Raw genomic sequence first — 24,952 nt, forward strand, 5'->3', positions numbered from 1 at the left:
TCGGAGGACAAGTGATGGATTCGGTACAGCAGGGCGTCGATACGGTTGAAACGGAGGCGGCCAAGGTCGTCGAGGATCTGCTGAACAGCCCGGAACGCTTTATCAACCGGGAGTTTTCATGGCTTCAGTTCAATCGTCGTGTGCTTGAGGAAACCCTGAATACGGCGCATCCACTTTTGGAGCGCGTGCGCTTCCTCTCCATTTCCGCCACCAATCTCGATGAATTCTTCATGGTCCGCGTCGCCGGCCTCGAAGGTCAGGTGCGTCAGGGCGTGACGTTGAAGAGCCCCGATGGCAAAACGCCGGCAGAACAGCTCGACGACATTCTCAAGGAAATCGACAATCTGCAGATGGAGCAGCAGGCGTCCTTCGCCGTTCTCCAGCAATATCTGTCTCGCGAGGGCATCCTCATCGTGCGCCCGGCGGCATTGTCGCCGGAAGATCGCACCTGGCTCGAAAACGAATTCGAGGAATCGATCTTCCCGGTTCTGACGCCGCTCTCCATCGACCCGGCCCATCCGTTCCCTTTCATTCCCAATCTCGGCTTCTCGCTCGGCCTGCAGCTCAAGAGCCGCAAGTCGCAGGAGCCGATGACCGGTCTTCTGCGACTGCCGACGACGCTCGCCCGCTTCGTGCGCCTGCCCGATCACGAGGGCACGATCCGCTACATGACGCTGGAGGATGTGGTGGGTCTCTTCATCCATCGCCTCTATCCCGGTTATGAAGTCACCGGCTTCGGTACGTTCCGCATCATCCGCGACAGCGATATCGAAGTGGAGGAAGAAGCCGAAGATCTGGTGCGGGTGTTCGAAACGGCCCTGAAGCGCCGCCGCCGTGGCTCGGTGATCCGCATCGAGGCCGATTCGGAAATGCCGCCGGCGCTGCGCCAGTTCGTCGTGCACGAGCTTGGCGTGCCGGAAAACCGCGTTGCGGTTCTGCCGGGCCTGCTGGCGCTCAACACGCTGTCCGAAATCACCAAGGCGCCGCGCGACGATCTGAAATTCGAGGCTTACAATGCCCGATTTCCCGAACGCGTCCGAGAACACGCCGGAGATTGCTTCGCCGCCATCCGCGAAAAGGACATGGTGGTTCACCACCCCTATGAAAGCTTCGACATCGTCGTCCAGTTTCTTCTCCAGGCTGCGCGCGATCCTGACGTTCTGGCGATAAAGCAGACGCTTTACCGCACTTCAAACGACAGCCCCATCGTGCGCGCGCTGATCGATGCCGCCGATGCCGGCAAGTCGGTGACGGCGCTGGTGGAGTTGAAGGCGCGCTTCGACGAGGAGGCCAATATCCGCTGGGCGCGCGATCTGGAACGCGCCGGCGTGCAGGTGGTGTTCGGCTTCATCGAACTCAAGACGCATGCCAAGATGTCGATGGTCGTGCGCCGGGAAGACGGCAAGCTGCGCACCTATTGCCACCTTGGCACCGGCAACTATCACCCGATCACGGCGAAGATTTACACCGACCTGTCCTTCTTCACCTGCAATCCCAAGATTGGCCACGACATGGCCAATGTCTTCAACTTCATCACCGGCTATTCCGAGCCAGCGGAAAGCATGAAGCTGGCCATTTCGCCCTATACGCTGCGTCCGCGCATTCTCCGCCATATCGAGGAGGAGATTGCCCATGCCAAGGCCGGCCGTCCCGCGGCAATCTGGATGAAGATGAACTCGCTGGTCGATCCCGACATCATCGATGCGCTTTACCGCGCTTCGATTTCCGGCGTGGAAATCGATCTCGTCGTGCGCGGTATCTGCTGCCTGCGGCCGCAGGTGCCTGGTCTTTCGGAACGCATCCGCGTGAAATCCATCGTCGGGCGCTTCCTTGAACACAGCCGCATCTTCTGTTTCGGCAATGGTTACGGCCTGCCGTCCGACAAGGCGCTCGTCTATATCGGCTCGGCCGACATGATGCCGCGCAACCTCGACCGCCGCGTCGAAACGCTGGTGCCGCTGCTCAATCCGACTGTGCATGAGCAGGTCCTCTCGCAGATCATGCTGGGCAACCTGATTGACAACCAGCAGAGCTACGAGATACTTGCCGACGGAACGTCCAGGCGCATGGAGGTGCGCAAGGGCGAGGAACCGTTCAATGCGCAGCATTATTTCATGACCAATCCGAGCCTGTCGGGGCGTGGTGAGGCTTTGAAATCCAGTGCGCCGAAGCTCATCGCCGGCGTCTTGTCCGGCCGCAAGAACTGAACTGGATTTGCATGGTCTTGAGTGAAGCGCAGGGGCGGCTGCCTGGCATTGCCCCTGTTTCCGTTATCGACATCGGATCGAACTCGGTTCGTCTCGTGATTTACGAGGGTTTGACGCGCGCGCCGGCCGTGCTCTTCAACGAAAAGGTCATGTGCGGGCTGGGCAAGGGGCTTGCAACGACCGGCAGCATGGATGCGGAAGCCGTATCCCGAGCACTTTCGGCCCTTGTGCGTTTCCGCGCGCTTTCCACGCAGGCCAAGGCCGGTTCGCTTTATGTGCTGGCGACCGCTGCTGCACGCGAAGCGCTGAACGGCCCCGCCTTCATCCATCAGGCCGAAACCATTCTCGGCGCGAAAATCCGCCTGCTGTCCGGTGAGGAAGAGGCACGCTATTCCGCCTTCGGTATTCTCTCCGGTTTCCATGCGCCGGATGGCATCGCTGGCGATTTGGGCGGTGGTTCGCTCGAACTGATCGATATTCGCGGCAAGAGTTTTTCTACCGGCATCACGTTGCCGCTCGGCGGCATACGGCTTTCCGAGCAGAGCGAGGGGTCGCTGCCCAAGGCGCGCAATTTCGCCCGTAAGCATATTCGCGCCCACCGGTTCCTGGAGGACGGGCAGGGGCGCACCTTCTATGCCGTGGGCGGCACCTGGCGCAACATCGCCAAGCTGCACATGGAAATGACCAAGTACCCGCTGCACATGATGCAGGGTTACGAACTGGATTTCGACACGGTCCGCCTGTTCCTTGAGGACATTATCGGCAATCGCAACAGCAAGGACCCGTCCTGGGCGTCGATCTCCAAGAGCCGCCGCCAGCTTTTGCCTTTCGGCGCCATCGCCATGGCGGAAGTTCTGGATGCGATGCGCCCCGCACGCATCGCCTTCTCGGCGCAGGGCGTGCGCGAGGGCTATCTCTACACATTGCTTTCGGAAGCCGAACAGGAGAGCGATCCGCTGATTGCCGCGGCCGATGAACTGGCCATCCTGCGTGCCCGGTCACCTGAGCACGCCCGCGAACTGGCCGATTGGTCAGGCCGCATGATGCCCTTCTTCGATATTCGCGAGACGGCGGAGGAAGAGCGCTACCGTCAGGCCGCTTGCCTGCTGGCCGATATAAGCTGGCGCGCGCATCCGGATTATCGTGGCCTTCAGGCCCTCAACATCATCGCGCATTCCTCCTTCATCGGCATTACCCATCCCGGCCGCGCCTTCATCGCGCTGGCCAATTACTATCGTTACGAGGGGTTGGCCGACGATGGTGCCACGGGGCCGCTGGCGGCCATCGCTTCACCGCGTTTCATCGAACGCGCCAAGCTTCTGGGCGGCCTGTTGCGCGTGGTCTATCTGTTCTCGGCCTCGATGCCGGGCGTGATCGACGCGCTGACCTTCCGCCGTTCCTCGACGTCGGATGTGGATCTGGAATTCGTCGTACCCGGTACCTGCCGCGCATTCGCCGGCGAACGGCTCGATGGCCGTTTGCAACAGTTGGGTCGCTTGACGGGCAAGCGGCTTGCCTTCCGCTACGAGTAAACCGCTTCCGGCAAACGCGCAAAATGCGAGACAGCGGACCATCGCCCTGAACGATGATCTGCTTTCGTCTTTCAGGCCGGAACGCTTTTGTCCGGCAGCGCGCTGAAATCGACCGTCCGGTTCCGCCCGGTGGACTTGGCGTGGTAGAGCGCCTGATCGGCGTAGTGGATGAGGCGCTGATAGTCCGGATGGCCGTCATAGGTGGCGACACCGATGCTGACGGTTACGGAAATTGGCGGCTGATCCATAAGGTCGATCGGCTGTCTTTCGATCTCCTTGCGGATACGCTCGGCCAGCAGGCCCGCCCTGTGGGCGTCGAATTCGGCGCACACGATCAGGAATTCCTCACCGCCATAACGGAACAGGAAGTCGCCGCTGCCGGTCATGCGACCAAGTGTCTGCGCCACCTGTTGCAGCGTGCGGTCGCCGGTGTCGTGGCCAAAGCGGTCGTTGATGGCCTTGAAGTGATCGATATCGAGCAGCAGGACCGAGAAGGTGATGCCCTTCGACCGCGCAAGGTTGATCTCGCGCCCGAGAACACTCGGCAGAAAGCGGCGGTTCAGAAGATGCGTGAGAGCATCGCTACCGGACTCCATGCGCACCATGTGATCGAAGAGGGCATCAAGCAGGTGCCTTGCCTGTTCGATCTCGGTCATCACCAGCCGTGTCGCGCGACGGATACCGACGGTATCCTCACGGGACAGCGAGTCCTCGATGGCTGGCAGATACCGGCTGTCGATCGTTTCGAGACAGTTCCGGATTGCGTCGAGTTCCGAGGGGCCGGTGAAGATCGCCGGACCCTTGTGCCTGAGCCACAAGCCAAAGGGCGATTGGCTGATGGGCGAGAGCGGTACGTCGATGCCGCCGATCATCACATCCTGTAACAGGCGGCTCGACCAGTCGGACAGGGCGGTGCGCTGATATTCGCGTTCCAGCGACATGTTCATCGTTGCCGCGTAGTTGCGGTAGGCTTCGTCGGTACGGGTAGCGGAATCATGCGACGAGGCATATTGCGCCGACATGATCTCCATGGCCACGTCGATCAGGCCCATGGCCAGGATCGCGGACTCGAAACGTGCACGGTAGCGGCTTGGCTGCAGCAGAATGGCCTCCAGCACCACTTCCTTCATGTGGCGGCTGGCGCGCAGCACAAGCTCGATGGGAATGGCAAGGCGCGCGTGCACGATGCCTATGTGTCGCTGCTCGGTCAGCAGGTTCGGTACATCGGCAACGTCGAGGCGAGTGAAAAGGTGGGTAATCCAGCGTTTGAAGGAACTGTGGAGCCGGGCATCGACCGCCTCATGGGTCACGAAGGCGACGGCCTTGTCATCCTCAAGCAGGGTACGGTAAAATCGATCCGAGAAATCCGCTGCTCTCTGTTCCACCAGAACCGCCAGCAAGGCTGCTGCATCCGGTGAAACATTTCTCAAAAGGTGCTTCCACTGCTGTTCCATATGCCAATCGACCTGCATGGGGACGGACGCGGATACAATCCAGGACCATCATGGTGCCCGGATAACCTTATTCATGCAGCGCGCCACTATCCGCCGGCGAATATGAAGCTATGCTGAATGAAAGCGCCTCGTTAAGTTCCCGCTTAAATTCTAAAGTTTACCGTAAACGCCAGGTGTCGGCATTGTAAAGGGTTTGCGCTCAATCCGCCTCTGTTTCGAGTGCAATGGTAGCGAAACTCGCTAGCCAGTGTTCCCCCATGTAATCGCCGCCGCTCATGGTTGCGGGCAGGGCGGCGTCAAGGTGGCGCGCGCCGGCTGCGAACATGATCTGTCGGCGCGGGTCGTCTCCGGCCAGTGTTCGGGCCAGTGACCGCCAGCACCAGGCGCGGCTGAGGTTCAGCCCGTCCAGATGGGCGATCTTGCCATCGCTGCGATCCGAAACCACAGCCGGAGCAAAGACCGGGGCGGGAAGAGCGTCGGCGAGGCGCGGCAGGAAGCGGTCAAACCACGGCTGAAAATCGGCCTGCGGCAGAAGGCGGCGCATGCACTCGGCCTCGATCAGCGCCGGGGACAGGAAGTCGTCGCCCGACGGCTCACCCCAGGCGGGGCAATCCGCATCGGCGCCGTACCAGCGCAGCGCCGTTTCACGAAACAGTTCCAGCAGGGCCGTGTCGTCAGCGGTTTCCGCGTAGTCGGCGGCGAGGCGTAATGCAAAGGCTGTGTTGAAATGGGTCCCGACGCGCACGGGATAGGTGGCGAGCGGCAGGAAATCGCGAAAGCGCTGGACGAAGGTGTCCGTCAGTGGTTGCAGAGCAGCGGTCCAGCGTGTTTCGGGCAGAAGCCGCAATTCGGCGGCCAACTTCAGCAACCAGCCCCAGCCATAAGGCCGTTCATAGCCGCGCGCAGTGGGAGCGTTGAGATAGGCGCATTCACCCGCCACCTTTTCCGAAACCAGTTGCGTATCGAACAGGGCGCGAATATCGGCGGCCGTTTCCATTGCCGGAAAGCGCCGTAAAAGCCGGGCCAGCATCCAGTAGGCATGAACGCAGGAATGCCAGTCGTAACTGCCGTAGAAAACGGGATGCAGTTGCGCCGGCGTACGGGCATCCTCCGGACCGGCCAGCACATGGCCAGGCTTGTTGGGATATTCGCGCCGGACATGGCCAAGCGCGATCCGGCTGAAGCGGGTGGCTATGTCCTGCGTCAGGCCGGGCAGATCGCGCATGGCCGTCTCAGAACTCGACGGCTTCGACCTTGCGACCGACGAAGCGCAGGCCAATTTCGCCGGAGATCAGCTTCAACGCCTTGTCGCCGAAGAGATCGCGGCGCCAGCCGTGCAGGGCGGCCACTTCGGCATCCGCACCCTGCGCGGCAATCTTGTCGAGATCGTCGCTGGAGGCGATGACCTTGGCGGCTACGCCTTCCTTTTCGGCGGTCAGTCGCAGCAGCACCTTGAGCAGTTCGGTGGCGGCCTGCGCGCCTTCCGGGGCATGGTTCTGCTTGGCCGGCTGCGGCATTTCCGTCTTGGGCAGGGTAAGCGCCGCATTGACGGCGCCAACGATGGCGGCGCCCGCAGACGAGCGCTCCCAGCCCTTCGGAATGGTGCGCAGGCGCGACAACGCCTCGGCATCGCGCGGCTGCTGCTGGGCGATCTCGAACAGCGCATCGTCCTTCAGCACCCGCGAACGCGGTACGTTCCGGCTGCGGGCCTCACGCTCGCGCCAGGCGGCGATGGAGCGCAGCACGGCCAGTTCCGGCGGCTTGCGCAGGCGCGACTTGAGGCGCAGCCAGGCATCGTCGGGGTGAAGGTCGTAGGTCTCGCGGCTTTCCAGGATTGCCATTTCCTCGGTCAGCCACAGCGCCCGGCCATCGCGCTCCAGCTTGATCTTGAGCGACCGGTAGACGTCGCGCAGATGGGTGACATCCGCCAGCGCATAGTCGAGCTGCTTTTCGGAAAGCGGACGGCGGCTCCAGTCGGTGAAGCGCGACGACTTGTCGAGCTGGACGCCGGTGATCTTGCCGACGAGCTGGTCATAGGACACCGAATCGCCGAAGCCACAGACCATGGCCGCGACCTGCGTGTCGAAGATCGGATGCGGAATAAGGCCGCCGAGATGGAAAATGATCTCGATATCCTGCCGCGCGGCGTGGAACACCTTCACCACATTGGTATCGGCCATCAGGTCGAAGAAAGGCTTGAGGCTGAGGCCGGAAGCAAGCGGGTCGATCAGCACTTCCAGGTCGGGGCTGGCAATCTGGATCAGGCAGAGTTCCGGCCAGAAGGTGGTTTCGCGCAGGAATTCGGTGTCGACGGTGACGAATGCGGATTTGGCAAGCGCGCGGCATGCTTCTTCGAGCTGGGCAGTCGTTTCAATCATTTCGCTGAACTGGCTTTACTTGAAGGAAAAGGATTATTCTTCCTTCCCCTTTGAGGACGTGTTGTCAACACGTCCAGCCGCGAAAACGGACTGTCATCGCGATTCCTTGTCATCTTCCGCCGGGGCTGCCAGACGGCTGAACCACGCGGATGTGCGCAGCAGCGCCCGGAAACGTTGCCGGCGTTCGCCGGCCGGCACACCGGGCCGCGCCATCATGCGCCGTACCGTATAGGCCGTGAAACCGATCTGGATGATCGCGGTGTAGATGAAGAAAGAGCGGGGGCCGAAAATATCGAGCAGCATCGAGGCAAGCAGCGGCCCTGCCGTCGCTCCCATCGACCAGTAGAACAACAGGCCGGCGGAGACGAGCGCGTGCTGGCCCTCTCGGGCGAAATCATTGCCATGGGCCGAACAGAGCGAATAAAGGGGCAGCGCAAAGGCGCCGAACAGGAAGACCCCGACAATGTTCAGCCAGGTATCCGTACCAGCGAAGAAGGCGAGGAAGAGGCTTGTCGCCGCCGCGCCCATGGTGGTGGCAAGGATGACCAGCCGCCGGTCGAGACGGTCCGAATAAAGGCCGAGCGGATATTGCAGCACGACACCGCCGACGATGCCCGCGCTCATGAAGTTGGCGATGCCCGTCACGGACATGCCGATCTCGGTTGCATAAATCGGCCCGAGATTGCGGAAAGAGGCCATGGACAGGCCGACGCAGATGACGCCGACGACGGCCAGCGGCGAGATGTTCCATACTGTCTTCAATTCGAAATGGATCGCTTCCGGTACCGAAGGAGCGGAGCGGTCGGCAAGCGCAATCGGCACGATGGAAAGCGTGATGGCGATGCAGATCAGGCTGAAGATCGTTGGTCCCTCGACGCCCACCGCCGGCACCAGATATTGCACGGCGGTAACGGAGAAAAGGTCGACCAGACGATAGACCGAGAGTGTCCGTGCCCGGTTGGAATTCGTGACCATCGAGTTGATCCAGCTTTCGATGGCTGCAAAAAGGCTCGCTACACAGATGCCGATGACGAAGCGCATAGCGAACCAGAAGGGCGGCTCGATGACGAGCGACATGGCAAGCGAAGCGGCAGCCGTGATTGCAGCCATGGCGGCGAAGGTGCGGATGTGGCCGATGGCGCGCAGGATGCGGGCAACGTAGATGCAGCCGATCGCAAAGCCGATGGAATAGCCGGCGCCAATGGCACCGATCACCGAGGGGCTGAAGCCTTCGGCCCCGCCGCGCAGCGCGATATAGGTGCCCTGCAACCCGTTGCCGCCGATCAGAATGCCGGCGGTGGCGAGAAGCGGGATGAGCGGTCGGATGGAACTCATGCCGGGGCTTTCGATGCGGGTGGAATCAGGCTGCGAAATGGTCTGCACCGATTTGATAGCCAAGGCCTGCCCGCAAAGACAGCCCAAAACGGTCGTGGGACACCATGCGGCTTGACAAAGCGGCGTGTCCGTGCGCTTTTCCGCGCGGTTTTACCGCTGCGCCGCCGGCTGTTTCAGCCTGGCCCGCGCGCCCTTTTAAAAGTCCGGGATTGATTGAGATGCATCGTTACCGCAGCCACACCTGTGCCGCCCTGAGCAAGTCCGAAGTGGGCGCCACCGTCCGTCTTTCGGGCTGGGTCCATCGCGTTCGCGACCATGGCGGCGTCCTGTTCATCGACCTTCGCGACCATTACGGCATCACCCAGGTCGTCGCCGACCCGGATAGCCCGGCCTTCAAGGTGGCCGAGACGGTTCGCGGCGAATGGGTCGTGCGCATCGACGGTCTGGTGAAGGCGCGTGCGCCGGAAACCATCAACGCCAACATGGCGACCGGCGAAATCGAACTTTACGCGCAGGAAATCGAGGTGCTCTCCGCCGCCAAGGAACTGCCGCTGCCGGTGTTCGGCGAGCCGGATTATCCGGAAGACGTGCGCCTCAAGTACCGCTTCCTCGACCTGCGCCGTGAAACGCTTCACCGCAACATCGTCAAGCGTACGCAGATCATTTCGGCCATGCGCAAGGGCATGGGCGAGGCTGGCTTTGCCGAATACACCACGCCGATCCTGACGGCTTCCTCGCCGGAAGGCGCGCGTGACTTCCTTGTGCCGAGCCGTATTCATCCCGGCAAGTTCTTCGCCCTGCCGCAGGCGCCGCAGCAGTACAAGCAGCTTCTGATGGTGGCCGGTTTCGACCGCTACTTCCAGATCGCGCCGTGCTTCCGCGATGAAGACCCGCGCGCCGACCGCCTGCCGGGCGAGTTCTACCAGCTCGATGTGGAAATGAGCTTCGTGACCCAGGAAGACATCTGGGAAACGATGGAACCGATGATGACCGCCGTCTTCGAAGAGTTTGCCGAAGGCAAGCCGGTGACGAAGCAGTGGCCGCGCATTCCCTATGACGAAGCCATCCGCAAGTATGGTTCCGACAAGCCGGACCTGCGCAATCCCATCGTCATGGAAGCTGTCACCGACCATTTTGCCGGTTCGGGCTTCAAGGTGTTCGCCGGCATGATTGCCTCGAACCCGAAGGTCGAGATCTGGGCCATTCCGACCAAGACCGGCGGCAGCCGCGCCTTCTGCGACCGCATGAACGCCTGGGCCCAGTCGCAGGGTCAGCCGGGCCTCGGCTACATCTTCTGGAAGGAAGAAGAGGGCAAGGTTGCCGGCTCCGGCCCGCTTGCCAAGAACATCGGCGAAGAGCGCACCGCAGCGATCGCGGCCCAGCTTGGTCTGGAAGCAGGTGACGCCTGCTTCTTCGTGGCGGGTGAACCTTCCAAGTTCTACAAGTTTGCAGGTGAGGCCCGCAACCGCGCCGCCGACGAACTGAACCTCATCGACCGCGACCGCTTTGAATGCTGCTGGATTGTCGATTTCCCGTTCTACGAATGGAACGAGGACGAAAAGAAGATCGACTTCGCCCACAACCCCTTCTCGATGCCGCAGGGCGGTCTGGAAGCGCTCCAGACGCAGGACCCGCTGTCGCTGAAGGCCTACCAGTATGACGCGGTCTGCAACGGCTTTGAAATCGCCTCGGGCTCGATCCGTAACCAGTCGCCGGAAACCATGGTCGCTGCCTTCGAGAAGGTCGGTCTGAGCCAGCAGGACGTGGAAGAGCGCTTCGGCGGCCTCTACCGCGCCTTCCAGTATGGCGCGCCTCCGCACGGCGGCTGCGCTTTCGGCATCGACCGCGTGGTCATGCTGCTCGTCGGCGCCAAGAACCTGCGCGAAATCTCGCTGTTCCCGATGAACCAGCAGGCGCAGGATCTGTTGATGAACGCGCCGGCACCGGCATCGCCGACCCAGCTTCGCGAACTCGCGTTGCGTGTTGTGCTGGACCCGAAGAAGACGAACTGAGGTTCACACCTCCCGGAATGCGAAACGGCGGCCTTTCGGCCGCCGTTTCTGTTTTATTCCGGATCTTCGTTGGCGGTGACGGTCGTGTCGGTGCCGTTGAGGATTTCCAGCGGCGACGAGACGATCTGCAGCACCGGCACCGGCTTTTCAGGCGCATATTCGATGCTCAGGTTCTGCGGATTGCCGATGAAGGTCTGGATCGCGTTGGTAATGTTGTTTTCCGGGTCCTTGATGCCATATTGCGCCAGAAGCAGCGGCACCATGGCCTTGGCGGCGTCGCCGGCCTGCTTGCCGGAAATGCCCTGCGACTTGCCGGCATAATCCAGCGCGCGCTTGGTGAAGCCGTCGTCTTCGAACGACAGGCTGAGGTCGCTGACATTGATCTGCTGGGCAATCCCGAACAGGGCGAGCTGGCCAGCCTGCGCCTGTGCGGCATCGTCGCCGCCGGCGTTTTTCAGCGATTCCGTCGTCTGCTTGATCGAGCCGTAAAGCTGTTCCGTCATGCCCGTCAGGCCGAGATAGAGGCTGAGCGTGCCGAGCTTGTCGGCGGTCAACGTTACCTCGTCGAGCGTAATTTCACCATCCTGGGCGAGCCACGAGCCGCTGACGGCGAGTTCACCACGCAGCGAACTCATGCCGAAATCGGTCAGCCAGGCGGCATCCGACGGTTCCGGCGTGATGGCTACGGCGGTGGCATAGGTTTCGAAGGCCACGCCCGGGCCGTCTTCGGCCGGTGTCATGGAGGATTCGACGGACCCGATGGAAAGATACTGCTTGCCGTTGGTCGTGACCGTGATCGGGCCGATATTGGCCTTGTCGTAGTAGGACAGGGACTTGAGCCCCGGCGCCTTCGGATCGGCCGGCACAACGAGACCGCTGATCGAGATGGCCCCGATTGCCAGTTCCGTGCCTTCGTTCGTCGTCTTGACGGAGGGTGTCGTGACCTCGCCGATCACATAACCGCCATCGGCCTCTTCCTTGACATCGGTCAGGCTGACATCGCTGAGGGTGAAGGAATGATCCGGACCGCCCGCCTTGTCCGGAGCGGTGAAGGTGACGTTTTTCAGCACGACATTGTTGCCGCTGACATTGGTTTCTGCGGCGGAAATCTTCAGGCCGCCATTTTCGGCCTGCACGGCGTTGATCTTCGCCAGCAGCGCCTGCCCGTCAAGGGCCAGCGCCGGCAACGGCAGGAGCGCGGTGGACACGAGACCGGCGGTCAGGAGCGCGCGAACAGGGCGGAAGGTGGCGTTCGAAGCCATGCAAAAACCTCAGAGGTTCGAATTGGACAGGCGCAAATCTGTAGCGGTAAAGCGATAAGATTTGATTGCGGCGAATCTTAAGCTTTGCGCGGCTTCGTCGTCCACAGCCCATTTTCCCGGCTTTCTTGCCGGAATCGCCTTTTGGCGCTAGTCAGGGACTTATGGGCAAAAATCTTGTGCCGCCCGGCGGCGGATCTGACAATGGCGGACATATCCAGGCGGTCGATCTCAAGGCGGCGCTGGAAGAGCGTTACCTTGCCTACGCGCTTTCCACCATCATGCACCGGGCGCTGCCGGATGTGCGCGACGGCCTGAAACCGGTTCACCGCCGCATCGTCTATGCGATGAGCGAAATGGGCCTCAAGTCCAATTCGTCCTTCCGCAAATGTGCGAAGATCGTCGGCGAAGTGATGGGTAACTACCATCCGCACGGCGACCAGTCGATTTATGACGCGCTGGTGCGCCTGGCGCAGGATTTTGCCGTGCGCTATCCGCTCGTCAACGGGCAGGGCAATTTCGGCAATATCGACGGCGACAGCGCCGCAGCCATGCGTTACACCGAATCGAAGATGACGCCGGTGGCCGAGCTTTTGCTCGACGGGATCGCCGAGGACGCGGTCGATTTCCGCGATACTTACGACGAGTCGAATTCCGAGCCGATCGTTCTGCCCGGTGCATTTCCGAACCTGCTCGCGAACGGTTCCTCGGGCATTGCCGTGGGCATGGCGACTTCCATTCCGCCGCACAATGCCCATGAACTGTGCGACGCAGCGCTTCATCTCATCAAGCATCCCGATGCGCCGGTCGAAAAGCTGATCGAGTTCATTCCGGGGCCCGATTTCCCCACGGGCGGCATCATCATCGATGGCCGCGACCAGATCGTCGAAGCCTACAAGACCGGCCGCGGCGGGTTCCGCCTCCGCGCCAAGTGGGAGATCGAGGATCTGGGGCGTGGTGGCTACCAGATCGTCGTCACCGAAATTCCCTATCAGGTGCAGAAGTCGCGGTTGATCGAGAAGATTGCCGAACTCCTGATCGCCAAGCGCCTGCCGCTTCTCGAAGATATTCGCGATGAATCGGCTGAGGACGTCCGCGTCGTGCTGGTGCCGAAGAGCCGCACCGTCGATGCGACGCTGCTGATGGAATCCATGTTCAAGCTGACCGAGCTTGAAAGCCGCTTTCCGCTCAACCTCAATGTGCTGTCTGGCGGGCGCGTGCCCAAGGTCATGGCGCTGAACGAGGTGCTGCTGGAATGGCTGGATCACCGCAAGGACGTACTGATCCGCCGTTCGAAGTTCCGGCTGGCCGCCATCGAGCGCCGGCTGGAAATTCTTGGTGGTCTGCTGATCGCCTATCTCAACCTCGATGAGGTGATCCGCATCATCCGCGAGGAGGACGAGCCGAAGCCGGTGTTGATGGCGCGGTTCACGCTGACCGACAATCAGGCCGAAGCCATCCTCAACATGCGGCTGCGCAGCTTGCGCAAGCTCGAAGAATTCGAGATCCGCACTGAATTCGACAACCTGACGAAGGAAAAGGCCAACATTGAGGCTCTGCTGGCTTCGCCGGACAAGCAGTGGCAGACCGTTGCCTGGCAGATCGGCGAGGTCCGCAAGGCCTATGCCAAGGCCACCGAACTCGGCCGTCGCCGCACGCAGTTTGCCGAGGCGCCGCAGGCCGACGACGAGGCAATCCTGCAGGCGATGATCGAAAAGGAACCGGTGACGGTCGTCATCTCCGAAAAGGGCTGGATCCGCGCGCTGAAGGGCCACATTGCCGATGTCTCCGGCCTGACCTTCAAGGAAGGCGATGCGCTGAAGATTGCTTTCCCGGCGCAAACCACGGACAAGCTCATTCTGTTCACCACGGGCGGCAAGGCCTACACGCTCGGCGCCGACAAGCTCCCCGGCGGTCGCGGCCACGGCGAACCGATCCGCATCATGGTGGATATGGAGAACGATCAGGACGTTCTGACCGCCTTCGTGCATGACGCGTCGCGCAAGCTGATCGTTTCCTCCACGGCGGGTAATGGCTTCATCGTTGCCGAAAGTGACATGGCCGCCAACACCCGCAAGGGCAAGCAGGTGATGAATGTCGCCATGCCGGACGAGGCGCGTCTTGTGGTTCCGGTTTCGGGCGATCATGTTGCCGTGGTTGGCGAGAACCGCAAGATGGTGGTCTTCCCGCTGGAGCAGATCCCGGAAATGGCGCGCGGCAAGGGCGTTCGGCTGCAACGCTACAAGGATGGCGGCATCTCCGACCTTAAATGCTTCACCATTGCCGATGGACTGACCTGGGAAGACACGGCTGGCCGCAAGTTCGTCAAATCCAAGGATGAACTGATAGAATGGCTGGGCGACCGCGCCTCTGCCGGCCGCACCGTGCCGAAGGGCTTCCCGCGCTCGGGCAAGTTTTCCGGCTGAATCGATCTCTCAGGCAAGTGAACTAAATGCCGGAAAGGGATAGCTCTTCCGGCATTGTTGATTCAAGGGGTGAGGGGAACGCAGAAATCCCGAAAGAAGCGCGTGGCGCCTTCTTCATCAATCTCGCCGGCTGCGATGGCGAGAACGAAAGTGTAGAGGTGGGCTTCGTCGGCATCAATTTCGTAACCGTTTTCCATCAGAAAGACAGCCGAAGCGACGATGGCAATTCGCTTGTTGCCATCGATGAACGCATGGTTGCGTGCAAGTCCGAAGAGATAGGCTGCGGCTAGTTCCATCAGATCATCACAGCCATAAGCGGCTCTGTTGACTGGACGAGCGAGGGCCGATTCCAGAATGCCGGCATCTCTGAGGCCATAGGCACCGCCAAAACGTTCGATCTGCATTTCGTGCAGTCGCTCGATGACTGCACGGTGCAGAAAAATCGGCGCGCTCATTCTGCAAGCTTCTTCAGCGCGGTCTTGTACTTGTCCATGAAGCGCTCGGCGTGCTGAAGCTGGCGGGAGAAATCTTCGTCCGCGGCGCGGATCGACCATTCGCCGGCAGTGCTTTCCGAGATTTCCAGACTGTCGCCCGCTTTCAGGCCGAGCTTGTTCAGCACTTCCTTCGGAATGATGATGCCTTCGGAGTTGCCGATCTTGCGGATGGTGACGTTCACGGTGGAGCCTCGTTACGATGTTGTAACGGGGTTATAACATGGGCGCGGTAGCCCTGCAATTGTCGGGTATCAGCCGTCTGTTTCCGGATCGTAAAGCGCCCAGCCTTCCGGCTTCAGGTGTTCCTGCGGCTGGAAGCGGGTCTTGTAATGCATCTTCTGCGAGCCTTTGACCCAATAGCCGAGATAGACGTAAGGCAGGCCGAGCGCGGCGGAGCGACGGATGTGCTCGAGAATCATGAAGGTGCCGAAGGACCGCTTCGGCAGGTCAGGATCATAGAAGGAATAGACCATGGAGAGCCCGTCGCTCATGAAGTCGGTCAGTGCGACACCGATAAGCTGACCGCTCGGGCGACGCTCGATGCCGGAGCCTTCCTGCCGCAAGCGATACTCGATGAGGTGTGTGTTGACATGGGTGTCCTCCACCATCACCGCGAAATCGAGCGCCGTCATGTCGGACATGCCACCCTGCTGGTGGCGGCTGTCGAGATAGCGGCGAAACAGAGAGAATTGCTCGGCGGAGGGCGTCGGAGGCAAGACGGTGGCGATGATGTCGGCGTTGGCAGTCAGCACGCGCTGGAAGGAGCCGTTCGCCCGGAACTGGTCTGCAAGAATGCGGACCGACACGCAGGCGCGGCAACTTTCACAGGCGGGGCGATAGGCGATGTTCTGGGAGCGGCGGAACCCGCCCTGCGTCAGAAGATCGTTCATCTCGCTGGCGCGGGGGCCGGAAAGGTGGGTAAAGACCTTGCGTTCCACCTCTCCCGGCAAATAGGGGCACGTTGCCGGTGCGGTGAGATAAAACTGCGGTGAGCGTGTGGTCTGTGTGTTCATTCTAGTCGGGCTTGCCCCTGAATGCGCTCCTTCAATAATGGAAGCATGTCTGAAGAATGGAAAACGTCAAGCCACACTTATCTGCGGCCTGACGCTGTGAAGCATTATTGCCGCTCGCGGGCTCCCCGGCGAACGAATGTCCGCTCAAAGGGTGCGGATGGCGGCGGTTCCCACCAGCAGATCGTGGATGAGTCGCGACCGGTCGGTAAAAAGGCCGGCCAGCAGAATGAGCGGCGTCAGTACCGAATTCAGCACCCAGAAGAGAATGAGATGCACCATGGCGGTGACGAAATCGATCTTGCGCCCGTCCACCCGCACCAGCATCACGCCCATCATGCGCATGCCGGGGCTTGCCTGCGAGGCACCCCCGATCGAGAAGCCGAAATAGAGCGCGGCAACGATCAGGCCAAGGCCGGGGAAAAGATACCAGGCGAGGCCGAGCGTCGGGATGCCGAGAAGGAACAGCACGACAGCCGCTGGAACGATCAGGATGGCGATCAGCACATAATCCACGCAGAACGCGATGACCCGCCGTATCAACGTGCCGGAATAGGCACGCCAGTCTTCAGGGGCGGCATAACGGGAAACAGTATCAAGCGACATTTGACCCTCCGGCGAAAATCCTGATCAAGATATGGTGATTTCCGCCGGAAAAACAATGGAGGCCGGTTCAGGCCTTGCCGGCCAGCTTGCGCGCCACGTCCACTGCGAAATAGGTCAAAATCCCGTCACAGCCGGCGCGCTTGAAACAGAGCAGCGTTTCCATCGCCACCCGGTCGCCGTCGATCCAGCCATTGGCGGCGGCGGCCTTGATCATCGAATACTCGCCGGAGACCTGATAGGCGAAGGTTGGAAGCCCGAAGGTCTCCTTCAAGCGCCAACAGATATCGAGATAGGGCAGGCCGGGCTTGACCATCAGCATATCAGCCCCTTCTTCCACATCGAGCGCTGCATCGCGCACGGCTTCGGTGCCGTTGGCGGGGTCGATGTAATAGCTCTTCTTGTCGCCCTTCAGCAGGCCGCCGGTCGAAATCGCCTCGCGATAGGGACCGTAGCAGCCGGAGGCGAACTTCGTGGCATAGGCCATGATGCCGACATTCTGAAAACCGGCGGCGTCCAGTCCCTTGCGGATGGCGCCGATGCGCCCGTCCATCATTTCCGATGGTGCGATGATGTCGGAGCCGGCCTCGGCTTGCAGTATCGCGGCCTGAACCACCTGCTCGACGGTTTCATCATTGACGATCTCGTCGCCGCGCAGAATGCCGTCATGGCCATGACTGGTGAAGGGATCGAGCGCCACATCGGTAATGACGCCGATGTTCGGCACGGCCTTTTTGATGGCGCGCGTGGCAGCATTGATGAGGTTGCTGGCTTCAAGCGCATTGGAACCGGTCTCGTCGCGCAGTTCCATTTCGATGTTCGGGAAGGTGGCTATGGCGGGTATGCCGAGATCGGCCGCCTCGCGCACAGCCTCGACGGCAACATCCACGCTCATGCGGTTTACGCCGGGCATGGCCGGGATCGGTTCGCAGATGTTGGTGCCGGGGACGAGAAAGATCGGCCAGATCAGATCATCGACGGTCAGGTGATTTTCCTGCACCAGCCGGCGTGTCCAGTCGGCCTTGCGGTTGCGCCGCATGCGGCGGTGGCCGGTAATCTCGTCGACCAGATGTGTCTTGTCCTGCATGGTTTGGCGTCCCTTGCTGCCGTCAATTGTCTTTTGCTGATTATCACTAAGCCCCCAGCCGGAAAACTGCCTATTTCCGCCTGCAAGTGGGGTGTTTTGGCGCAGGCTGTCCTACCGGGCGTTCTGCGGCAGGCCATCGGCAATCTCGTAGTAATCACCCTTGTCCGCCACGAAGATGTGGAGTGCGAGCCGGGTGTTCGTCGCCCCGTCGAAGGCGCCCATGGCGATGGCGATCCAGTCCCGGTGCGGCGGATCGAAGAATAGCGAGGAACCGCAGACCGAACAGAAGCCGCGCCGCACCTTTTCGGATGACGAGTACCATCGCACGAATTCGTCTCCTTCGACGAAAAGCCGGTCCTTCGCCACTTCGGTCGATGCGAAGTAGTGGCCGGAGTGCTTGCGGCATCTGGAGCAATGGCAGGCATCGGGCGGGGCAAGTTCCCCTTCGACCCTGAACGTGATCTTTCCGCAAAGACAGGAGCCGCGATGCATGATGTTTCCCTCAAGCTTTCTGGATGCGGTGATCTTTGCCGGATTTACCGGTCATGCCCAGAGTGAAAATGACCGAAGCATGGCCGCTCGCTCACGGTGCGACGTATGAAACGGGGGAAGGTGGGGCGGCCATCTGGCGGGTGAGGGCGCTTGCCCTTATCCTCCGCCTATGGAGACCGATTCGAAAGGCACACCGAGAAATACGCTGACCGAGACCCTGTTCGTGGTGTTCCTGCGAATGGTGGCGGTGTCGTGTTTCTGGTTCGGCCTGCAATATTGGGCGATGCTGGTGGGTTATGCCGGGGGCGGCATGGCGCGCTTCGACCTGTTGCTGCCTGCCTGGCGGGCAGCCGGCGTTTCGCTGGCCGTCGTCTTTCCCGTAGCGGCATTGGGGCTGTGGCTGGCGGTCTCCTGGGGGCCGGTCATCTGGATCTGTGCCGCGCTGGGGCAGGTTCTGATGTATACGGTGTGGCGGGACGTCTTCGGCAGCAATATTCTGGTTCCGGCCATGCATGCGCTGATCGTCACCGTTTACGCGCTTTTCCGCATCGCGCTCTTCCTGGAACGGCGCGAAAAGGCCAGCCGGGTAAGCTCCGGTTTACCCTGATTGATGCGGGTTCGCTGGTAAGGGGCTGTTAAGGCTGCGTTTTAAGTAGAATTTTATGGGTATTCGATAGGGTCTCACTCAAGGCGGGAACAAAAGAAACACCGCCACCAAAACAGTGAGGCAGTCATGATCAACACCAAGTCCAAACAGCAGCCGCAGCCCGTTCACGAAGAGCAGGAAGAAGCCCTGCGTTCGCTCTACCTCGAATCGCTGCATCTGGTGGAACGTCTCCATCGCCGTCTTCTCGACGTTATCAAGGACGAGTTCGACCGTCAGGGGCGCTCCGATGTCAACGCCGTTCAGGCCCTTCTCCTGTTCAATATCGGCAACTCCGAACTGACCGCCGGTGAACTGCGCTCGCGCGGCTTCTATCTCGGCTCGAACGTTTCCTATAACGTCAAGAAACTGGTCGACCTCGGCTTCATCAACCACAAGCGCTCGCGTATCGACCGTCGCTCGGTCCGCATCAGCCTGACCGATAAGGGCCAGGAAATCGCCGAAACGGTTGCCAAGCTCTATGAGCGCCATGTCGGTTCGATCCAGAAGGTCGGTGGTATCGGTGAGAGCGAGTTTTCGGAAATGAACAAGCTGCTCCAGCGCCTCGACCGCTTCTGGAACGACACCATCGCCTATCGCATGTAATTGCGGCGGTCGCCGCAAGAGCAAAAACAAAATCGCGGCACGCTTTCTCCCGGGGGAAACGAAAACCGGACACGTCCTGACGGGCGTGTCCGGTTTCCTTGTGTTCACGCGCGGTTGAACGCGGGCCACGGCCATGCGACACGAATTGGCCATATTGATATGTGACCGCAATTGCAGGGAAAAGGGCTGAAGACTCAGGTTTTTCGAAGCCGGCGGCGGTAACGTGTTGAACGCGACGCGCCGCAATGCTTAAGCCTTTCCAAAGAAGAGCGGGCCTCGGTGCGGCTTTGTTAACGATGATCGATCATGATCCGCGTGCAGTCCGACAGTGGCTGGCCCGAAGTGCGTGGAATGAACGAGATGGTGCGATAGATGTCAGATAAGACCGGAATGGATGTGTTTTCTCGCCGCGCGGTGTTGCGTTCGGCTCTTTCGGCAGGGGCCGCGGCTCTGGCCGCACCGGCCTTTGCCCAGTCGGCCATGGATGATATTATCAATGCGCCCCGTCGCGGTAACTGGGACGACCAGTTCGACGCCAAGGTTTCGCGCGCGGCCGTCAACGTCACGTCCAACAACCCGATCCTCGGCCCGGGCTCGGCCCAGAACGTGCAACTGGCGATGTCTCAGTATCAGATGATCGTTTCGAACGGTGGTTGGCCGCAGGTGCCGGAAACGGCAAAGCCGCTCCAGCTTGGCGCCGTCGACTCGTCCGTGCAGGCCCTGCGCCAGCGCCTGATGATCTCCGGCGACCTGCCGCGCGATGCCGGCGTGTCCAGTTCCTTCGATTCCTACGTCGATGGCGCGGTGAAGCGCTTCCAGGCCCGTCATGGCTTGCCGACTGATGGTGTCATGGGCGAATATACGATGAAGGCGATCAACGTGCCCGCCACGACGCGCCTGACGCAGCTCCAGACCAATATGGTGCGTCTGCAATCCATGTCGGGTGATCTCGGCCCGCGTTTCGTCACCGTGAACGTGCCCGCCGCCATGGTCGAGGCTGTGGAAAGTGGCCGTGTGGTGATGCGCAATACCGCCGTCGTGGGCCGCATCAGCCGCCCGACCCACCTCATCAATTCCAAGATTTACGAAGTCATCCTCAATCCTTACTGGACTGCGCCGCGCTCGATCGTCGAAAAGGACATCGTGCCGCTGATGCGCAAGGACCCGACCTATCTGGAAAAGAACAACATCCGTCTGATCGACGGGCAGGGCAACGAAGTGAGCCCCTCCAGCGTCGACTGGAATGCGCCGAAGGCGCCGAACCTGATGTTCCGTCAGGACCCCGGCAAGATCAACGCGATGTCGTCCACCAAGATCAACTTTCATAACCCGAACAACGAATACATGCACGACACGCCCTCGCAGGGCCTGTTCAACAAGCTCATGCGCTTCGAATCGTCGGGCTGCGTGCGCGTGCAGAACGTTCGTGACCTCGTGCTGTGGATTCTCAAGGATACGCCCGGCTGGGACCGCCAGCACGTCGAGCAGGTGATCGCCAGCCGGCAGAACACGCCGATCAGGTTGCAGCAGGAAGTGCCGGTCTATTTCGTCTACATCACCGCTTGGTCGGCCAAGGACGGCGTCGTGCAGTTCCGCGACGACATCTATGAGAAGGACGGCGACCAGCAGCTCGCGCTCCAGACGACGACCGGCGTCGAGCCTGTCTCCAGCGACGACGACCTGCTTCCGCGCAACTGATCTTTCGTTCTGACCAAGAATTTCACCGGCCGCGCACCTTCCGCGGCCGGTTTGCTTTTCCGCCGCCGCCCGGTTTCAAGCGCGAATAGCGCGACAACGCGGGGTAAAATGCGTGTTGCATATTGCTCTTGGCGGGGCAGGCGGATAATACCCCTTCGCATCCGTTTGTCGCAGGAGCCCTTGCCATGTCCAACCTCGAAGCCTTCTTCAATCGCCCGCTCGCAGAGACCGATCCGGACATCTTCGGCGCCATCGGCAAGGAGCTCGGTCGTCAGCGCCACGAGATCGAACTGATCGCCTCTGAAAACATCGTTTCCCGCGCCGTTCTCGAGGCGCAGGGCTCGATCATGACCAACAAGTATGCCGAGGGCTATCCGGGCAAGCGCTATTACGGCGGCTGCCAGTTCGTCGATATCGCCGAGGAACTCGCCATCGAGCGCGCCAAGAAGCTGTTCGGCGTTAACTTCGCCAACGTCCAGCCGAATTCCGGTTCGCAGATGAACCAGGCCGTGTTCCTCGCGCTGCTTCAGCCGGGTGACACCTTCATGGGTCTCGACCTGAACTCCGGGGGGCACCTGACCCACGGTTCGCCGGTCAATATGTCCGGTAAGTGGTTCAACGTCGTGTCCTACGGCGTGCGCGAGGAAGATCACCTTCTCGACATGGACGACATTGCCGAGAAGGCGCGCAAGAACAAGCCGAAGCTCATCGTGGCTGGCGGCACCGCCTATTCGCGTATCTGGGACTGGAAGCGCTTCCGCGAGATCGCCGACGAAGTCGGCGCCTACCTGATGGTCGACATGGCCCACATCGCCGGCCTCGTTGCCGGTGGCCAGCACCCGTCGCCGTTCCCGCATTGCCACGTCGCCACCACGACGACGCACAAGTCCCTGCGCGGCCCGCGCGGCGGCATGATCCTGACCAACGACGAGGATCTGGCCAAGAAGTTCAACTCTGCCGTTTTCCCCGGCCTGCAGGGCGGCCCGCTGATGCACGTCATCGCCGCCAAGGCCGTGGCTTTCCAGGAGGCGCTGCAGCCGGAATTCAAGGAATACGCCGCGCAGATCGTCAAGAACGCCAAGGCGCTGGCCGAGACGCTGGTTGAAGGCGGTCTGGACATCGTGTCCGGCGGCACGGACAACCACCTCATGCTGGTCGATCTTCGCAAGAAGAACGCGACCGGCAAGCGCGCCGAGGCTGCTCTTGGCCGCGCCTATATCACCTGCAACAAGAATGGCATTCCCTTCGATCCGGAAAAGCCCTTCGTCACCTCCGGCGTCCGTCTCGGCACGCCGGCCGGCACGACGCGCGGCTTCAAGGAAGCGGAATTCCGTGAAATCGGCAAGCTGATCGTGGAAGTACTCGATGGTCTGAAGGTCGCCAATTCCGACGAAGGCAACGCCGCCGTCGAGGCTGCCGTCCGCTCCAAGGTCGAGGCTCTGACCGGCCGCTTCCCGATGTATGGCTATCTGGCGTAAGGGCTCGCCATGCGCTGCCCCTTCTGCGGTTCGGAAGATACCCAGGTGAAGGATTCGCGCCCGGCGGAGGATGGCACGTCCATCCGCCGCCGGCGTATCTGCCCGGATTGCGGCGGCCGCTTCACCACCTTTGAACGGGTCCAGCTTCGCGAACTCATGGTCGTGAAGAAGACAGGCCGCAAGGTGCCTTTCGACCGCAACAAGCTGGTGCGCTCTTTCCAGATCGCCCTGCGCAAACGCCCCGTCGATGCCGACCGCATCGAACGTGCCGTTTCGGGTATCGCCCGGCGGCTGGAAAGCTCCGGCGAAACGGAAATCACCTCGGAAGAAATCGGCCTGCAGGTGCTGGAGGCGCTGAAGAGCCTTGATGACGTGGGCTTCGTGCGCTACGCCTCGGTCTACCGCGATTTCTCCCACGCCGAGGATTTCGAGAAGGTGATCGAGGAAATTAACGCCAAGATTGCCCGCGATCCCGGTCTGGGTGGTTAAGCCATGACGGCGGCGCAAGACCGGCTCTTCATGGAAGAAGCCATCCGGATTTCGCGCCGCAACAAGGGTCAGACGGCTTCCAACCCCTGTGTCGGCTGCGTTATCGTCCGTGACGGCGAAATTGTCGGGCGCGGCGTGACCGCCCGTCTCGGTCGTCCCCATGCCGAACCGCAGGCGCTGGCCGATGCGGGCGAAAAGGCGAGGGGGGCGACGGCCTATGTTACCCTCGAACCCTGTTCCCATTTCGGCAAGACCCCGCCCTGCGCCAATGCGCTGGTCGCGGCGGGCGTTGCCCGGGTCGTCGTCGCGCTGACCGATCCCGATCCGCGGGTATCCGGGCGCGGCCTCGGCATTCTGGCGGATGCCGGCATTGCGGTGGAAAGCGGTGTGATGGAGGAGGAGGCGCGGCGCATGCTCGCGCCCTATCTCACCCGCCAGACGAAGAAGCGCAGCCATGTGATTCTGAAGCTTGCGGTTTCCGCCGATGGCATGATCGGTGTGAAGGGTGGCGGGCAGGTGGCGATCACCGGTCCGGAAGCCCGCGCCGAAGTCCATCGCTTGCGCGCCGAAAGCGACGCGATCCTTGTCGGTATCGGCACGGCGATCGCCGATAATCCCGAACTCACCGTGCGTCTGCCGGGAATGGAAGACCGTTCGCCGCTGCGCATCGTGCTGGATCGCGACCTGCGCCTTCCGCTGACCTCCAGGCTCGTGCAGACGGCAAAGGTCGTGCCTGTCATCGCCGTCGGTTCGCGCATCCATGGCGTTGGCTATGACGAGCGCCGTGCGGCGCTTGAGGCTGCGGGCGTCGAGGTCATCGAGACGGGGTCGCTTCCCGAACTTCTGGCGCTGCTCGGCGAACGCGGCATCAACGGCCTGATGGTCGAAGGCGGTGCGGTTGTGGCCGATGCCTTTCTCAAGGCCGGGCTGGTGGATGCGATCGCGCTTTATGAGGGGCCGGGCGAGATCGGCGCCGAAGGCATTGCATCGCCGCTGACGCGCGCCCATATCGGACCGGAATTCAGATTTTTGGGCGAAAGCCGCTTCGGCCCGGATCGCCGTTTCGACTACGAAAGGATTGACTGATGTTCACGGGGATTGTCACCGATGTCGGAACCGTCGAAAGCATCACGCCGCTGAACGAGGGCATTCGCCTGCGCGTGGCGACCGCCTATGATCCGGCCACCATTGCCATCGGCGCCTCCATTGCCCATGCCGGTACCTGTCTGACGGTGACGACGCTGCCCGCCGAAGGCGACAATTCCCGCTGGTACGAGGTTGAGGCATGGGAGGAAGCACTTCGGCTGACGACCATCGCCGGATGGGTGCCTGGCACCCGTATCAATCTCGAACGCGCGCTGAAAGTGGGCGATGAACTCGGTGGCCATATCGTTTCCGGCCATGTCGATGGCACGGCGGAAATCCTGTCGATCACCCCGGAAGGCGACGCCCAGCGTTTCCGCCTGCGTGCACCGGATGAGTTCGCGAAATTCGTGGCCCCCAAGGGCTCTGTCACGCTCGACGGCACGTCGCTGACCGTGAATGCCGTGGATGGCTCGACCTTCGATGTCCTCATCATCAGCCACACGCTGGCCGTTACCACCTGGGGCGAACGCAAGGCGGGCGACAGGGTGAACTTCGAGGTGGACACGATGGCGCGCTATGCAGCGCGGCTGGCGGAGTTCGGCTGAACATTCCGTTCAAACCTGCAAAAGCGTGAATTTGCTTGCCAGCAGGGGCAAGCCGTGG

Annotated in this window: 22 protein-coding genes; 11 read left to right on the forward strand and 11 right to left on the reverse strand. The window is 61.4% G+C overall.

Annotation, left to right across the window (positions count from 1 at the left end):
* Nucleotides 1-14 precede the first annotated feature (14 nt).
* Nucleotides 15-2,207, forward strand: a complete 2,193-nt coding sequence (locus tag GGQ66_RS06285; RefSeq protein WP_183790585.1) for an RNA degradosome polyphosphate kinase — start codon at nucleotides 15-17, stop codon at nucleotides 2,205-2,207.
* 11 nt (nucleotides 2,208-2,218) lie between these two features.
* Nucleotides 2,219-3,739, forward strand: a complete 1,521-nt coding sequence (gene ppx / locus GGQ66_RS06290; RefSeq protein WP_183790587.1) for an exopolyphosphatase — start codon at nucleotides 2,219-2,221, stop codon at nucleotides 3,737-3,739.
* A 71-nt stretch (nucleotides 3,740-3,810) separates the two neighbouring features.
* Here the strand turns inward: ppx and GGQ66_RS06295 are convergent, their stop codons facing one another.
* From GGQ66_RS06295 to GGQ66_RS06310, 4 genes are all read right to left on the reverse strand, one after another.
* Nucleotides 3,811-5,169: a GGDEF domain-containing protein gene (locus GGQ66_RS06295; RefSeq protein ID WP_183790589.1), complete on the reverse strand. Its 1,359-nt coding sequence runs from the start codon at nucleotides 5,167-5,169 to the stop codon at nucleotides 3,811-3,813.
* 223 nt (nucleotides 5,170-5,392) lie between these two features.
* Nucleotides 5,393-6,418: a DUF2891 domain-containing protein gene (locus GGQ66_RS06300; RefSeq protein WP_183790591.1), complete on the reverse strand. Its 1,026-nt coding sequence runs from the start codon at nucleotides 6,416-6,418 to the stop codon at nucleotides 5,393-5,395.
* Between the two features lie 7 nt (nucleotides 6,419-6,425).
* A complete protein-coding gene (gene rnd / locus GGQ66_RS06305) occupies nucleotides 6,426-7,571 on the reverse strand; it encodes a ribonuclease D (protein ID WP_183790593.1) in 1,146 nt (381 codons plus the stop codon).
* Nucleotides 7,572-7,664: 93 nt separating this feature from the next.
* Complete coding sequence (locus GGQ66_RS06310; protein WP_183790963.1) at nucleotides 7,665-8,906, reverse strand: MFS transporter; 1,242 nt, start codon at nucleotides 8,904-8,906, stop codon at nucleotides 7,665-7,667.
* 218 nt (nucleotides 8,907-9,124) lie between these two features.
* Here GGQ66_RS06310 and aspS point away from each other — a divergent pair, with 218 nt between their 5' ends.
* Nucleotides 9,125-10,918, forward strand: coding sequence for an aspartate--tRNA ligase (gene aspS / locus GGQ66_RS06315; RefSeq protein ID WP_183790595.1), 1,794 nt, complete (start codon nucleotides 9,125-9,127; stop codon nucleotides 10,916-10,918).
* Between the two features lie 53 nt (nucleotides 10,919-10,971).
* Here aspS and GGQ66_RS06320 read toward each other — a convergent pair whose 3' ends face one another.
* Nucleotides 10,972-12,180, reverse strand: a complete 1,209-nt coding sequence (locus tag GGQ66_RS06320; RefSeq protein ID WP_183790597.1) for an aq_1923 C-terminal domain — start codon at nucleotides 12,178-12,180, stop codon at nucleotides 10,972-10,974.
* Between the two features lie 161 nt (nucleotides 12,181-12,341).
* Here GGQ66_RS06320 and parC point away from each other — a divergent pair, with 161 nt between their 5' ends.
* On the forward strand, nucleotides 12,342-14,603 hold the full coding sequence (gene parC, locus GGQ66_RS06325; RefSeq protein WP_183790599.1) for a DNA topoisomerase IV subunit A: 2,262 nt from the start codon (nucleotides 12,342-12,344) through the stop codon (nucleotides 14,601-14,603).
* Nucleotides 14,604-14,665: 62 nt separating this feature from the next.
* Here the strand turns inward: parC and GGQ66_RS06330 are convergent, their stop codons facing one another.
* The 6 genes from GGQ66_RS06330 to GGQ66_RS06355 form a co-directional block, all read right to left on the reverse strand.
* Nucleotides 14,666-15,058: a type II toxin-antitoxin system death-on-curing family toxin gene (locus GGQ66_RS06330; protein ID WP_183790601.1), complete on the reverse strand. Its 393-nt coding sequence runs from the start codon at nucleotides 15,056-15,058 to the stop codon at nucleotides 14,666-14,668.
* Nucleotides 15,055-15,279 carry an AbrB/MazE/SpoVT family DNA-binding domain-containing protein gene (locus GGQ66_RS06335; protein ID WP_183790603.1) on the reverse strand — a complete coding sequence of 75 codons (225 nt, stop codon included), beginning with the start codon at nucleotides 15,277-15,279 and terminating at the stop codon, nucleotides 15,055-15,057. Before GGQ66_RS06335 ends, GGQ66_RS06330 begins: the two co-directional genes overlap by 4 nt.
* Before the next feature lie 69 nt (nucleotides 15,280-15,348).
* Nucleotides 15,349-16,110, reverse strand: coding sequence for an arginyltransferase (locus GGQ66_RS06340; protein WP_183790605.1), 762 nt, complete (start codon nucleotides 16,108-16,110; stop codon nucleotides 15,349-15,351).
* 144 nt (nucleotides 16,111-16,254) lie between these two features.
* Nucleotides 16,255-16,713 carry an RDD family protein gene (locus GGQ66_RS06345; RefSeq protein ID WP_183790607.1) on the reverse strand — a complete coding sequence of 153 codons (459 nt, stop codon included), beginning with the start codon at nucleotides 16,711-16,713 and terminating at the stop codon, nucleotides 16,255-16,257.
* A gap of 67 nt (nucleotides 16,714-16,780) precedes the next feature.
* On the reverse strand, nucleotides 16,781-17,797 hold the full coding sequence (gene hemB, locus GGQ66_RS06350) for a porphobilinogen synthase (RefSeq protein WP_183790609.1): 1,017 nt from the start codon (nucleotides 17,795-17,797) through the stop codon (nucleotides 16,781-16,783).
* A 111-nt stretch (nucleotides 17,798-17,908) separates the two neighbouring features.
* Complete coding sequence (locus GGQ66_RS06355; protein ID WP_183790612.1) at nucleotides 17,909-18,289, reverse strand: GFA family protein; 381 nt, start codon at nucleotides 18,287-18,289, stop codon at nucleotides 17,909-17,911.
* A gap of 169 nt (nucleotides 18,290-18,458) precedes the next feature.
* Here GGQ66_RS06355 and GGQ66_RS06360 point away from each other — a divergent pair, with 169 nt between their 5' ends.
* From GGQ66_RS06360 to GGQ66_RS06390, 7 genes are all read left to right on the forward strand, one after another.
* On the forward strand, nucleotides 18,459-18,896 hold the full coding sequence (locus tag GGQ66_RS06360; protein ID WP_183790614.1) for a DUF6163 family protein: 438 nt from the start codon (nucleotides 18,459-18,461) through the stop codon (nucleotides 18,894-18,896).
* Between the two features lie 126 nt (nucleotides 18,897-19,022).
* Entirely contained in the window at nucleotides 19,023-19,538 is a 516-nt protein-coding gene (gene ldtR / locus GGQ66_RS06365) for a transcriptional regulator LdtR (protein ID WP_183790617.1), read from the forward strand.
* Nucleotides 19,539-19,910: 372 nt separating this feature from the next.
* Nucleotides 19,911-21,236 carry a L,D-transpeptidase family protein gene (locus GGQ66_RS06370; protein WP_183790620.1) on the forward strand — a complete coding sequence of 442 codons (1,326 nt, stop codon included), beginning with the start codon at nucleotides 19,911-19,913 and terminating at the stop codon, nucleotides 21,234-21,236.
* Between the two features lie 185 nt (nucleotides 21,237-21,421).
* The gene (gene glyA / locus GGQ66_RS06375; protein ID WP_183790622.1) at nucleotides 21,422-22,714 is read left to right on the forward strand and encodes a serine hydroxymethyltransferase; all 1,293 of its coding nucleotides are present in this window, start codon (nucleotides 21,422-21,424) and stop codon (nucleotides 22,712-22,714) included.
* A gap of 9 nt (nucleotides 22,715-22,723) precedes the next feature.
* Nucleotides 22,724-23,203, forward strand: coding sequence for a transcriptional regulator NrdR (gene nrdR, locus GGQ66_RS06380; RefSeq protein WP_183790624.1), 480 nt, complete (start codon nucleotides 22,724-22,726; stop codon nucleotides 23,201-23,203).
* Between the two features lie 3 nt (nucleotides 23,204-23,206).
* A complete protein-coding gene (ribD, locus tag GGQ66_RS06385; protein ID WP_183790627.1) occupies nucleotides 23,207-24,289 on the forward strand; it encodes a bifunctional diaminohydroxyphosphoribosylaminopyrimidine deaminase/5-amino-6-(5-phosphoribosylamino)uracil reductase RibD in 1,083 nt (360 codons plus the stop codon).
* On the forward strand, nucleotides 24,289-24,894 hold the full coding sequence (locus tag GGQ66_RS06390) for a riboflavin synthase (RefSeq protein WP_183790629.1): 606 nt from the start codon (nucleotides 24,289-24,291) through the stop codon (nucleotides 24,892-24,894). Before ribD ends, GGQ66_RS06390 begins: the two co-directional genes overlap by 1 nt.
* Nucleotides 24,895-24,952: the final 58 nt, after the last annotated feature.

Origin of the sequence: Allorhizobium borbori (genome assembly GCF_014196535.1) — a bacterium.
GTDB lineage: Bacteria > Pseudomonadota > Alphaproteobacteria > Rhizobiales > Rhizobiaceae > Ectorhizobium > Ectorhizobium borbori.